This window comes from Sphingomonas sp. QA11 (assembly GCF_028473665.1).
GTDB lineage: Bacteria > Pseudomonadota > Alphaproteobacteria > Sphingomonadales > Sphingomonadaceae > Sphingomonas > Sphingomonas phytovorans.
In genome coordinates, this window is record NZ_CP098774.1 from 3,475,398 (window position 1) to 3,488,131 (window position 12,734).

Annotated in this window: 8 protein-coding genes; 4 read left to right on the top strand and 4 right to left on the bottom strand. The window is 66.3% G+C overall.

What is annotated here, in order from left to right; all coding sequences use genetic code 11:
- The first annotated feature begins 130 nt into the window (after positions 1 to 130).
- From NDN01_RS16185 to NDN01_RS16195, 3 genes are all read left to right on the top strand, one after another.
- Positions 131 to 1,162 carry a LacI family DNA-binding transcriptional regulator gene (locus NDN01_RS16185; protein WP_272622788.1) on the top strand — a complete coding sequence of 344 codons (1,032 nt, stop codon included), beginning with the start codon at positions 131 to 133 and terminating at the stop codon, positions 1,160 to 1,162.
- Positions 1,163 to 1,291: 129 nt separating this feature from the next.
- Positions 1,292 to 3,808 (top strand): glycoside hydrolase family 3 protein, encoded by a 2,517-nt coding sequence (locus tag NDN01_RS16190; protein ID WP_272622789.1) that lies wholly within the window; start codon positions 1,292 to 1,294, stop codon positions 3,806 to 3,808.
- Positions 3,805 to 5,094, top strand: a complete 1,290-nt coding sequence (locus tag NDN01_RS16195; protein WP_272622790.1) for an MFS transporter — start codon at positions 3,805 to 3,807, stop codon at positions 5,092 to 5,094. The genes NDN01_RS16190 and NDN01_RS16195 overlap by 4 nt, the downstream gene beginning before the upstream one ends.
- Positions 5,095 to 5,170: 76 nt before the next feature.
- Here the strand turns inward: NDN01_RS16195 and NDN01_RS16200 are convergent, their stop codons facing one another.
- Complete coding sequence (locus NDN01_RS16200) at positions 5,171 to 7,360, bottom strand: penicillin acylase family protein (protein ID WP_272622791.1); 2,190 nt, start codon at positions 7,358 to 7,360, stop codon at positions 5,171 to 5,173.
- Positions 7,361 to 7,444: 84 nt separating this feature from the next.
- Here NDN01_RS16200 and NDN01_RS16205 point away from each other — a divergent pair, with 84 nt between their 5' ends.
- Positions 7,445 to 8,740, top strand: coding sequence for a metal-dependent hydrolase family protein (locus NDN01_RS16205; RefSeq protein WP_272628258.1), 1,296 nt, complete (start codon positions 7,445 to 7,447; stop codon positions 8,738 to 8,740).
- Between the two features lie 637 nt (positions 8,741 to 9,377).
- On the opposite strand, the gene galE is transcribed toward NDN01_RS16205, so the two are convergent.
- From galE to NDN01_RS16220, 3 genes are all read right to left on the bottom strand, one after another.
- Complete coding sequence (galE, locus tag NDN01_RS16210) at positions 9,378 to 10,373, bottom strand: UDP-glucose 4-epimerase GalE (protein WP_272628260.1); 996 nt, start codon at positions 10,371 to 10,373, stop codon at positions 9,378 to 9,380.
- A 154-nt stretch (positions 10,374 to 10,527) separates the two neighbouring features.
- Positions 10,528 to 10,875 (bottom strand): hypothetical protein, encoded by a 348-nt coding sequence (locus NDN01_RS16215; protein ID WP_272622792.1) that lies wholly within the window; start codon positions 10,873 to 10,875, stop codon positions 10,528 to 10,530.
- Positions 10,876 to 11,302: 427 nt separating this feature from the next.
- On the bottom strand, positions 11,303 to 12,565 hold the full coding sequence (locus NDN01_RS16220) for a hypothetical protein (RefSeq protein WP_272622793.1): 1,263 nt from the start codon (positions 12,563 to 12,565) through the stop codon (positions 11,303 to 11,305).
- Positions 12,566 to 12,734 lie beyond the last annotated feature (169 nt).

A 12,734-nucleotide genomic window follows, 5' to 3' on the forward strand; every position in this document is an offset into this window, starting at 1 on the left:
TAATTTCGCGCACCCGACGGAAAAGCCTTGTTTCGCGGACGTTCCGGAAGGCACTATAGCGCCTGTCTGCTGTGCCGCGCGGTCCCGCGCGGTCTACCGCAGCGTCAATTCCCATGCTAGCGGAGCGGATATGGATCTCGGGCGGCGCGCAACCATCATCGACGTGGCCCGGGAGGCGGACGTATCGATCAAGACCGTTTCGCGCGTGTTCAACGATGCGCCCAATGTCACGCCCAAGACACGCGACCGCGTGCTGAAGGTCGCCGCCGCGCTGCATTATCACCCGAACGTCGTCGCGCAGGGCCTGGTCGGCCGGCGATCCTATCTGCTCGGCCTGCTCTACGAGAATCCCAGCCCCAATTATGTGGTCGAGTTGCAGCAGGGTGCGCTCGATCGCCTTCAGGGCGAGAAATACCGGCTGGTGGTGCTGCCCGTGGGGCAGGTGTCGGCGATCGCCGACAAGATCGTGTCGCTGGTCAGGTCGGCGGCGCTCGACGGGGTGGTGCTGACCCCACCGGCGTCCGATCATCCGGTCGTGCTCGAACAGCTCGAGGCGGCCCGTTTCCCGTTCGTGCGCATCGCGCCGACCCGGTCGCCCGAACTTGGCCCGCGCACGCTGACCGACGATGTCGGCGCAGCGCGGATGATGACCGAATATCTCATCTCGCTGGGCCACAGGCGGATCGGGATGATCAAGGGCGATCCAAGCCATCCGGCGAGCGAGGCTCGACTGCTCGGCTTCTCCAACGCGCTTTCGGCCGCTGGCCTGAAGATGCGGCCGGACGATATCGAACAGGGCATGTTCACCTTCGATTCCGGGCTGCAGGCGGGCATGCGCCTGCTCGGCCGCAGCGACCGCCCGACGGCGATCTTCGCGCAGAATGACGACATGGCGGCCGGGACGATCATGGCGGCGCACGACCTGGGGATCGACGTTCCGGGCGCCCTGTCGGTGGCGGGCTTCGACGACAGCGCGATCGCGCAGATCGTGTGGCCGCGGCTGACGACGATCCACCAGCCGGTGTTCGATATGGCGCGGGACGCGACCGCTATGCTGGTCGCCATGCTCGACAAGAAGGAACATGAAGACCTGATCGAGCACCCCGTGGCGCTGATCACCCGCCAGTCCACCGGCCCGGCCCCGCCCCCCCAGGCCAGTTGACGTTCGGTATGGCAGGCTTGCGTAACTATCGGGCGATTGGAATTGACAACGTAAGTCACGTAGTGATGTAAGAGCAGGCAGAACCCGACTGGTCGGGCTGACAAACCGATCGACGGAGAGGATAAAGTGATGTTCGGCAAGCGCAGGGCGAAGGTGGCGCTCGGGGTCGCCAGCCTCATGACTGTTGCCATGGCAACCGGAATCGGCACGGCGCAGACGCCCGCGGCCCCATGGCCGCATGTCGGATCGCCCCTGCCGCCCGATCCGGCGATGGAGGCCCGGATCGATTCCCTGCTTGCCCGCATGTCCGACGAGGACAAGGTGGCGCAGATCGTCCAGCCCGATATCGGCAGCCTCTCGATCGACGATATCCGCCAGTACAAGTTCGGATCGATCCTGGCCGGTGGCAGCTCCGGCCCGAACCGCGACGACAAGGCGCCCGCCCCCGCCTGGCTGGCCTATGCCGACGCGGCCTGGGACGCGGTGACGAAACGCGACGACGGCCGCCCGGTGATCCCGCCGATCTGGGGGATCGATGCGGTGCACGGCCATGCCAACATCATCGGCGCGACGATCTTTCCGCAGAATATCGGCCTGGGGGCAATGCGCGACCGCGACCTGATCCGGAAGATCGGGGAGGTGACCGCGAAGGAAATGGCGGTCACCGGGATCGACTGGGACTTCTCCCCTACCCTCGCCGTGGTTCGCGACGATCGCTGGGGCAGGAGCTATGAGGGTTTTTCCGAAGATCCGTCGGTGGTGCGCGATTATGCCGGCGCGATAGTCGAGGGATTGCAGGGCAAGCCGGGCACGAAGGCGTTCCTGCGCGCCGGCAAGGTGATTGCCACCGCCAAGCATTTCGTCGGCGATGGCGGCACCGCCAACGGCGTCGACCAGGGCGACAATCCTTCCTCCCCCGAAGAGATCCGCGACATCCATGGCGCGGGCTATCCGCCGGCCATCGCCGCCGGAGTGCAGGCGGTGATGGCGAGCTTCTCGAGCGTGCGCGGCACCAAGCTGAGCGCCGACAAGGAACTGCTGACCGGCGCGCTGCGCGACCAGATGGGATTCGACGGCCTGACCGTGGGCGACTGGAACGCGCACGGCCAGGTGCCCGGCTGTTCCAACACTTCCTGCCCCGCCGCGATCAACGCCGGGATGGACATGGTAATGGCGCCGGATAGCTGGAAGGGCTTCTATGCCAGCACGCTCTCCCAGGTAAAATCGGGCGAGATATCGAAGGCACGGCTCGACGAAGCGGTGCGGCGCATCCTGCGGGTAAAGATGCGCGCCGGCATGTTCGAGAAGGGCAGGCCCTCCAGCCGCCCGTTCGCCGGCAAGTTCGAACTGCTCGGGTCGCCCGAGCACCGTGCGGTGGCGCGGCGGGCGGTGCGGGAATCGCTGGTGCTGCTCAAGAACCAGCGCCATGTGCTGCCATTGTCGCCCAAGCTCGACCTGCTGGTCGCGGGCGACGGTGCAGACAATATCGCGAAGCAGAGCGGCGGCTGGACGATCAGCTGGCAGGGCACCGGCCTGACCAATGCCGATTTCCCGCACGGCCAGTCGATCTATGCCGGCATTGCCGAGGCAGCGAAGGCAGCGGGCGGCAGTGCGACGCTGAGCGTCGACGGCAGCTTCACCAAGAAGCCCGGCGCCGCGATCGTGGTGTTCGGCGAGGACCCCTATGCCGAATTCGCGGGCGACCGGGCGACGGTCGAATATCGCCCCGGCGAGACGCGCGACCTGGACCTGCTGAAGAAGCTGAAGGCGCAGGGCATTCCCGTCGTCGCGGTGTTCCTGTCGGGCCGGCCCTTGTGGGTGAACCCGGAGATTAACGCCGCCGACGCGTTCGTCGCGGCCTTCCTGCCCGGCGGCGAGGGTGGCGGCGTGGCCGACGTGCTGCTGGCGGGCAAGGACGGCAAGGCCCGCCATGACTTCCGCGGCAAGCTCTCCTTTTCCTGGCCGAAGCGGATCGACCAGACGCCGCTCAACCGGGGCGACGCCAAGTACGACCCGCTGTTCGCCTTCGGCTATGGGCTGACCTATGCCGACCAGGGCAACCTCGCGCAGCTTTCCGAAGACCGGCCGGCCGCCGCAACCCGCGCCGACGGTACGGTGTTCGCGCGCGGTACCCTGCCGGCGGGCTGGAGCTTCGACCTGGCCGAACCCGGCGGTGTGGCGGTGCCGGTGAAGGGCAATTCTGGCACGACCGGCGCCGGGCTCGTCCGCCTGGCCAGTATCGACCGGCGCGCGCAGGAGGATGCCCGCACCATCACCTGGGGCACGGCGGGCGGCACGATGCGGATCGCCGCCGACAAGCCGGTCGACATAGCTCGCGAAGCCAATGCACAGTACAGCGTGGTCGTGGAATATCGCGTCGATGCGACGCCAACGGGGATCGTACGAATGGGCCTGCAATGCGGCAATAATTGTGCGGGCACAGTCCCGATCACCGGCATCCTGCGGGCGGCACCGGTCGGGCAATGGACCACGCTCACCCTCCCCCTCAACTGCTTCGCCGCCACGGGACTCGACCCGAGGCGCGTCACCGCGCCCTTCACACTCGCAAGCGAGGGAGCGATGACGCTGTCGATCTCCGACATACGCTTCGTCAGCGCCGGCGGCGCGGCGGGGTGCCCGCAATGACCGCGAAGGAAAGCGGCAAGACCGCAGCCGGCGCCGGCGCCGCCTTCGCGGTGGTGACGTGCCTGTTCTTCGCCTGGGGCTTCATCACCTCCAACACCGACCCGCTGATCGCGGCGATGCGCGGCATCTACACGCTCAACGTGGCGGAAGGCATGCTGACCCAGTTCGCCTTCTTCCTCGCCTATTTCGTCGTGTCGCTGCCCGCCGCAGCGCTGCTCGCCCGGCTTGGCCACAGCCGCACGATCATCACCGCGCTGATCGTGATGATCGGCGCGTGCGGGCTGATGCTGATCGCGTCGCACATGGAAGCCTATACCATGGTACTGGTCGCGTTGTTCGTGATGGCGGGCGGCATCACCGTGCTGCAGGTCGCCGCCAATCCGCTGGCCGCGTCGCTGGGCGCGCCCGAGCGGAGCCATTTCCGCCTGACCCTCGCACAGGCGTTCAACTCGCTTGGCGTGGTGCTCGGCGTCAACATCGGATCGAAGCTGATGCTTCGGTCCGACGTGTTCGGCCAGGGCGGGCATATCCTTCCCCATGTACCGCGCAGCACGGCGCTGGGCGCGATCGACCATGCCTTTGTACTGATCGCCGTCGCGGTCGCGGCGCTCGCGTTGCTGATCTACGCCTTCCGCCACCGCATCAACACGTCCGCCGCCGACATCGGCATCCAGGGCGCCTCGCCGCTCAAGGCGCTGCGGTCGGGCTGGGCGGTGTTCGGCGCTGTCGCGATCTTCCTCTATGTCGGCGCCGAGGTGACTATCGCCAGCGTGATGATCAATTTCCTCAACCGCACCGACGTGCTTGGCCTGGCGCTCGACGCGGCGGGCGGCGTGCTGGCCTTCTATTATTGGGGCGGGGCGTTCGTCGGACGATTCGTCGGCAGCGTGCTGCTGACCCGGGTGCGGGCGAGCTATCTGCTCACCGGCGCCGCGACGGTCGCCGCGTGCCTGAGCGCCGCGGCCTTCCTGCTGCATGGACCCGCCGCAGCCTATGCCGCCCTTGGCGTCGGCTTCTTCAACTCGATCATGTTCCCGACGATCTTCAGCATCACGATGGAGCGGTCGAAGGCATCGAGCGCGTCGGTATCGGGGCTGTTGTGCATGGCGATCGTCGGCGGTGCGCTGCTGCCCTTGTGGTCGGGGCATATCGCCGACCGGACCAGCATCGGCATGACGTTCGTGCTGCCCGCCATCGCCTATGTCGGGATCGCACTGTTCGCCGCGCTGGGCAAAAGGTCCCGGCTGGCGGGTGACGGCGAGGCTGCTCCTTCCATGGCCCATTGAGGGCGGGGATTAGGACAGATCCGTCGCAGGTTGAATCGATCCCGGCCTCTGACACCCTTCCCCCGGTGGAAGGGTGTCAGAGGCCGGGCTGGTATTTCCGCTCCACATGGCCGGTCAGGTCCTGGGGATAGAAATAGACCGGCCTGAGATTGCCGTCGGCATAGCGCTGGGCCTGGTCGTTGAAATGGGGTGACGCCGGGTCCCCGCTCTCCCCGCCCGCGGTGACCGCCCATGCCTTGAGGCGCGGGCCGAACTCGACCACCGCCACGAAGCTGTTGCCGCTGGTGCCGTAATAGTTCTTCGTGTTGGGATAGGGTCTGGCACCATAGCTGGCGAGCGAGCCCCATTGCGCCGAGGTAAAGGGTACGGCGATGCTCGGCTTCGTATCGTCGAAATGCGCGTCGATCGAATCGTCGAGCCGCTGGAAGCGGTTGATCCGGCCCCAGGCCACGCGCCAGTCGCCGAAATCGCGAGTCAGGCGATCGACCGCCTGAACCAGCGCGTCGAGCTTTGCCCCGGGTGCCACCTTCGCGCCGATATAGTCGGGCACGTTCATCCGCTCGGCGCGGGCGAAGCTGCCGACATCCTTCCACAAGGTATCGCCCCAGATGACGGCAAGCGCAGTGGGCTGGGACGTGGCGCTCCAGCGATAGTCCCACCCCTTGAGCAGCGCGACAGGGGCGGCGAGCTTCGCGCGCCGGGCATCGCCGGGCGGGAGCGCTTCCCATGCCGAAACGAGTTGCGGGATCAGCGTCGCGAAGGCTGGGAGATAGCTGTCATAGGCTGCCGCGCGCAATCCTTCCGGCGTGAAGCCGGTCTTCCCGGTGAGCAGCAGATCGGCATGGGTGCCCCGCGCGTTGGCGCCGGCCTGATCCATGTAACGCGGATAATCCTTCGCCTTTGGGCTGTCGGGGCCGGCCGACTGCCATGGCCAGTCGTTGGTGTTCTTCGCCCAGCCCACCGGCGGGTTGATCACATTGGGCAGGGTTGCGATGGCGTGCAGGCCCTTCCAGTCGGTCGCCGGATCGGCGCCGTCGACCGCCCGGGTATAGTCGAACCGGTCGTCACGAACCGGCACGAATTGCGGGTGGAGATAGGCAATCTCCCCCTTGCTGTCAGCGAAGAGCGTATCGTTGGAGCTGTTCGCCTGACGTTCGGCGACCGCCATGTATGACGCGAGGTCAGTCGTCTTGGTCCGCAGCCAGCTCTGCTCAAGCGCGAGGATCGGTTTCCACATCATCGACGCGGCGATCCATTTGCCATCGCGCTTCGCCACGATCGGCCCGTGATGAGTGCGCGGCACGGTGAAGGCGCGGTTCCCCATGCTGCCGTCGGACTGGCGGAAGGCGATGGAGATTCGGCTGCGTTCGACCGGCCGCAGTTTCGCACCATAGCGATAGGAGAGCTTGCCCGAATCGTAGACGAAAGTCTCCGCGAACTCATCGACATTATCGACGCCCGAGGAGGTGTGCATCCAGCCCGCATTGGCGTTGAAGCCCTGGTAGATGAAGAACTGGCCCCAGGTCGAGGCGCCGTAGGCGTTGAGCCCCTCCCCGCTGGTCATCTGAAGCTCCGAGCGGAAATAGAAGCTGGTGTGCGGGTTGATCAGTAGCAGGGCATGGCCATCCACCGTGTTCTTCGGCGCGATGGCGATGCCGTTGGAACCGCGCGGCTCGCGCGGCACCCGGCCTGTCTCCTCGTCAGTCATCGCGACCTGGCGCGCACCGTAGAGGCTTTCCAGTTCCGACAGCGAGATTCGCTCGATATCGCCGCCGATGCTGCCCTCCGTGAAGGACAGCGCCATCCAGGGCTCGAAACGCCTGAGCACTTTGGGACGGGTGCCGGGATGGGTGGCGAGATAATAGTTCAGCCCGTCGGCCCACGCATCCATCAACTGGCGCAGCCAGGCGGGACTCTCGCGATACTGCTTCCGGAGGACGGCCGGATCGACATAGAGGCGCTGGCGCAGATCGGCCCAGATCGCCGCCTCGCCCTGCGCCTCGGCGGTGCGGCCAAGCGCGGTCAGGTAATTCGCCTCGATCCGGCTGAAATCATCCTCCGCCTGAGCGTAGATCGCACCGAACACCGTATCGGCATCGCTCTTGCCGATGACATGGGCAATGCCCCAGTCGTCGCGCGTAATGGCAACGCGGGCGGCCCGAGCCTTCCAGCTCCCCATCTCATCCGGCGCGGCATGGGCGATGCCGGGCGACAGCAGGGCGGTTGCGAGGAGCAGGTTGCGAAGGCGGGGCTTGAGTCTATCCATGGCCGCAGGGCTATCCGGCGCATGAGCGCGCGGCAAGACAATGGTGCGGTGGGAGAACCGGGGATGAAATGGTGGCTTGCGCTGATGCTGTCGATCGCCGGGCCCGTGGCGGCGGCCGAGCCGCAGGCGATCCTGCTTCGCCCGGCCCGGGTTTTCGATGGCGTCGATCCGAAACCGCATGCCGGCTGGGAAGTGTTGATCGACGGCGGCAGGATCGTCGCGGCGGGACCGACGCTGAAGGCACCGCCCGGCACGCTGACCATCGACCTGCCCGGCCAGACGGTGATGCCCGGGATGATCGAGGGGCACGGCCATCTGTTCCTCCATCCCTATAACGAGACGAGTTGGGACGACCAGGTCCTGCACGAGCCGCTGGCGCTGCGCACCGCGCGGGCAGTGGCGCAGGCACGCGCCACCCTGATGGCCGGCTTCACCAGCGAGCGCGACCTCGGCACCGAGGGCGCTGGCTATGCCGATGTCGGGCTGAAACAGGCGATCGACCAGGGAATCGTCGCGGGGCCGCGCCTGACGGTGGCGACACGCGCGATCGTCGCGCTGGGGGCCTATGGCCCCAAGGGGTTCGAGCCGGGCGTCGCCGTCCCGCAGGGTGCGCAGGAGGTGAACGGGGTCGACGAGATGGTGCGCGCGGTGCGCAGCCAGATCGCGGCGGGCGCCGATGTGGTGAAGCTCTATGCCGATTATCGCTGGGGCCCAGGAGAACCAAGCCGTGCGACCCTGTCGCAAGCCGAGATGATCGCAGCGACCGAGGCGGCGCATGACGCTGGGCGCCTCGTCGCGGTCCATGCCTCCACCGCCGAGGGCATGCGCCGTGCGATCGCGGCCGGGGTCGACACGATCGAGCATGGCTATGGCGGCACGCCCGAGATTTTCAGGGCAATGGCCGCAAAGGGCATCGCGCTCTGCCCGACGCTTGCCGCCTCCGACGCCGTCGCGCGCTATCGCGGCTGGAACGGTGCCGATCCGGCGCCGGCGAGCGTGACGGAGAGCCGGAAGAGTTTCGCCCTGGCGCGCGCGGCGGGCGTAACGATGTGCATGGGCGGCGATGTCGGCGTGTTCGCCCATGGCGAGAATGCACGGGAGATTGAATTGATGGTCGCTGCCGGCATGCCGGCGGCACAGGTGATGATCGCGGCGACATCGGGCAATGCGCGGGCCTTCCATCTCGACGGCAAGCTGGGTGCCGTGAAGGCCGGGCTGCTCGCCGACCTGATCGCGGTCAATGGCGACCCGACGCAGGAGGTGGCGTCGACGCGCGCGGTCAGCATGGTGATCAAGGGTGGCGTCGTGATGAAGGCGTTCACCGGGCCAGCCGCTATTCCGGGTGCGGCCGCGCCGGAACAAAGGTCCAGCGTGCGCTGAACGAGGCGCCCGCTGTCGACAGGGCCTCCATTCTGGCCGCGACGCCAAGTCATTGTGTTGGAGCGGAAGCCAAACGATCAAGTATTCGTCGAATTTCGCGACCCACCCACGAGGGAAGCGGATTCGGGCGTTACCAGCGGCCTGTGCCCGATATACGGACGATGGCCGAACAGGTGTTGGAAGTGCAAGAAACGCCGCGCGAAATAGTCCCCCGACGGTATTTGACGAATAGCCGGCCAATTTCGCGAGGGGTATCGATATGATTTCGAGCTCTTCTTGTGGGGACTTGAGCGCGGGTATTTCTACTGACATGCCTGCACCTCTCGCCCGGCTGCGGCACGCAGCGCGGGGCGAGCGACGATACCGAGCCGGGCGATTGGTTGAATCGCGGATGGCGGCGTCAGGATTCAGGACTGTCCGTGGGAAGGCAGGGTAGAGCGAGGCGCATCAGATCGAACCTCCCCCGATTCGGCCCAAATAGTCATTGAGCTTCCCAACGACGCTCGGGACATGCCTGTCGAGATGGCATATCGGGGCAGGCGTTCCGCACGTCACCTGTGCCTCGATACGGCTTCGCCTGTTCGGCCCTTACTCGGCACGAACGGAAGCTGGTGGCGCCGATTCCCAGCACGATGCTCTAGCCGCGCTGTTCCAGCAGCCGTTCCCAGGCAAGCGCATCCTTCACGATCGTGTCGAGATCATCGAGTGCCGGCTTCCAGTCCAGCGTGGCGAGGATCGCGCGGTTGTCGGCGACGAGCTCGGCCGGGTCGCCGGGGCGGCGGCCTTCGAGGTGGCGCTCGATCTTCATGTTGGTGACCCGGTCGACCGCGTCGAGCACCTGCTGCACCGAGAAGCCGCGGCCATAGCCGGCGTTGAGGAAATGATTGCGCGTCGGCTCGGCGACCAGCAGGTCAAGCGCCGCGACATGCGCCGCGGCAAGATCGCTGACATGGATATAGTCGCGCACGCCGGTGCCGTCGGGCGTGTCGAAATCAGTGCCGAATACAGAGACCGAGGCGCGTTTGCCGGTCGCCGCTTCGACCGCGACCTTGATCAGGTGAGTCGCCCCGGCGGTCGACTGGCCGCTGCGCCCCTTGGGATCCGCCCCGGCGACGTTGAAATAGCGCAGCGCCGCGAAGTTGATAGGATGCGCCGCGGCGACGTCACGCAGCATCGCCTCGGTCATCAGCTTCGACATGCCATAGGGGTTGATCGGGACCTGCGGATCACCCTCCGCCACCGGGACCTTTTCCGGCGTGCCATAGGTCGCGGCGGTCGAGGAGAAGATGAAATGCCGCACCCCGCAAACGACCGCACTTTCGAGCAGGGCGCGGCTGGCGACGGTGTTGTTGCGATAATATTTAAGCGGGTCGCTGACCGATTCCGGCACCACCACCGAACCGGCGAAATGCATGACGGCGCGCACGTCATGCTCGCGCATCGCGGCGCGGACCAGGCCGTCATCCTCGATATTGGCCCGGACCAGCGTGGCGCGGGGATCGACCGCCCAGTCGAAGCCGGTGACGAGATTGTCGACGACGACCACGCGGTGCCCGGCGTCAAGCAGTGCGAGAACCGCATGGCTCCCGATATAGCCCGCCCCGCCCGTTACCAGCACAGTTCCGTTCAGCATCATCATCTCCCCCAAGCCGGGAGAGCGTTAGGGCCTGCATCCGGCCTTCGCAACGGGTGCGGAGGCTGGATGCAGGCCCCCGTCATCAAGCGGGCGCATTCAAGCTGGTACATCCAGACCGGGGGCGTCGGGACACGCCGGACCCCATCGACACTCAGCAGCGCGCGAGGAAATCCTCCATGGCGTCAAAGGCGCTCGACGTCAGGCGCAGATAGGAGCGACGGCCGTCATAAGGATCGGCCTCGCGCACCACGAGCGAGCGCTCGATCAGCAGTTTCACCCAGCGCAGCCCGGTCGACATCGGCTTGCCCGAACCGATCGCGGCGCTCGTCACCGAAACGCGCTTGCCGCTCGCCTGGGCGATGTACAGATCGAGCATCAGGTCCCAGCCCGGATCGCCGAACAATTCGTTGCCGAGCACCTCATCGCGAAGCCGGCGCTGGTTGTGGATATGGCGTGCCTTTTCGATCAGCCCGAATTCGGTACGCAGGCCGACCCTCATGTGAGCGACCGGCAATTCCTGGATCAGCATATTGGTTCCCCCATTCCCGGCGACCCCGCAACTATAAGGAACAATGCGGGAATCCACGTTATGCCAAAGTCGGAACACCGTGTTCCACCGCGTCACCTGCGCCATTCAACAAGCGCCAGCAACCCGTGGGGCGCCGACGTCGCTAAAATAACGAGATTTGGAGGTAATAATCGACGGAATTCCGCCCTTTATTGAGAGGACGCAGGGAATAAGTCGATATTGGAGGGATCATCGCCCACCCATCCGGATGAGCGGGGCGTGCGCCATGGAACACCCGAAAAGCAATGTGGAACACCTCCGGGACCGATTTGGAACACCCCCCGGGAGGTGTTCCAGAACAGTCCGCCGGACGTGCCGGCCAACTCGCGCGGGGGTGCCAGCAGGCCGGTACATGGGGTTATTTCGCGATGCGGGTGACGCGGCCGACACTGGTATCGCCGGCCCACATGTTGTTCTGCTTGTCGAACACCCAGTAGCTCGCCTCGATGAACTGGCCCGGGCCGATACCCATGCCGTTGCCGACCGCGCCGACCACCTTGCCGTCGCGCGTCAGCTTCAGGAACTGGCCGTCCTGGCCACTCGCCATCCAGGGATTGCCGTCGCGGTCGAACTGGATCGCGCAGACCAGGTTGCGGGTCTGCATCGTGCGCAGGAACTGGCCCCGGCTGTTGTAGACGACGATGCGATAGTCCTCGCGGTCGCCGACCCAGACATCGCCATTGGCCGGGTCGATGCCGAGCGCATGGGCGTTGACGAACTTGCCCTCGCCGACATTGTGGCCGAACCACTGGCCTATGTAGTTGCCGTTCCTGTCGAGATGCAGGACCCGCGACGCGCCGATATTGTTGGTCGGGTTGTCCGAATCCACGACGTTCGGGCTTTCATTGCCATGCCCCTGCGCGATGTAGATGTCGCCCTTCGGCCCGAAAGCGATCATCACGGGTTCCCAGAGTAGCCGCTGGCCCTTTGCCTCGTCCCAGTCTCCCGGCTGGCCCGACACGCCGATCGTCTGGAGCAGCCTGCCATCGGGGCTGACCTTCTTCGCGGTGGCGTTGGCGGTATCGAGCACCCAGATATTGTCGTCGGCATCGATCGCCATGCCGTGCGCCTTGTCGGCATGGCCCACCACATCGTCACCGATCGACCGGGTGAGCTTGCCGGCGGACGAATAGCGCAGGAGTTGCGCGCTGCCGGCCGGCTTGCGCTGGAACACCCAGAGATTGTCCTTCGAATCGAGTGCGACCGCTGGCACGCCGCCAATGCCCGCCGGAAGCTGGATGGGATAGGTGAACCTGTAGCCCAGCTTCTGTTCCCACTGGACTCGCTGCATGTCGCCGCGCTTCGGGCCGTTGCGGTTCTGGCAGACGGTGGTGTGGCTGCAGCCCTGCACGGCAGCAGGACGCGCGCCGGCCGCGAAGGGCGCGCCTTCGGGGCGCGGCAGGACGGTCACCACGCCATTGGCGTCGACCGAGGTGCGCCCGCCCGGATCGGGGAAGGAACCCTGCATGAACCAGGCAGGCGAGCCGTTCGCCGCCGGGCCCCTTGTCGGCGGCGCGGTCTGCGCAAACGCGCCCGTCGCCAGCAGGATCGCGCCGAGCGTGGCGCCTGCGATCCTGGCGGCAATCCTCGGGGCAGTGGCGGGCTGAACGGGTCGGGTCATTTCTCTCTCCTGGGGGTATTCGATCGTTCTTGGGCTGAAGGAGGATCGCGGCCGTGGCCGGCGACGCGTCACGGTCGATCCTCTATCGATAGGTGCGGGCCATTTTTGACCTCGTGATCGGTGGCGAATATCCTGTGTGCCGGCGGAGGAAGCCCGGCTTCCACCGTGC

Bases quoted from the DNA above. Each gene is read 5' to 3' on its own strand.
- NDN01_RS16185 (WP_272622788.1), top strand. From the start codon at position 131: ATGGATCTCGGGCGGCGCGCAACCATCATCGACGTGGCCCGGGAGGCG.
- NDN01_RS16190 (WP_272622789.1), top strand. From the start codon at position 1,292: ATGTTCGGCAAGCGCAGGGCGAAGGTGGCGCTCGGGGTCGCCAGCCTC.
- NDN01_RS16195 (WP_272622790.1), top strand. From the start codon at position 3,805: ATGACCGCGAAGGAAAGCGGCAAGACCGCAGCCGGCGCCGGCGCCGCC.
- NDN01_RS16200 (WP_272622791.1), bottom strand. From the start codon at position 7,360: ATGGATAGACTCAAGCCCCGCCTTCGCAACCTGCTCCTCGCAACCGCC.
- NDN01_RS16205 (WP_272628258.1), top strand. From the start codon at position 7,445: ATGCTGTCGATCGCCGGGCCCGTGGCGGCGGCCGAGCCGCAGGCGATC.
- galE (WP_272628260.1), bottom strand. From the start codon at position 10,373: ATGCTGAACGGAACTGTGCTGGTAACGGGCGGGGCGGGCTATATCGGG.
- NDN01_RS16215 (WP_272622792.1), bottom strand. From the start codon at position 10,875: ATGAGGGTCGGCCTGCGTACCGAATTCGGGCTGATCGAAAAGGCACGC.
- NDN01_RS16220 (WP_272622793.1), bottom strand. From the start codon at position 12,565: ATGACCCGACCCGTTCAGCCCGCCACTGCCCCGAGGATTGCCGCCAGG.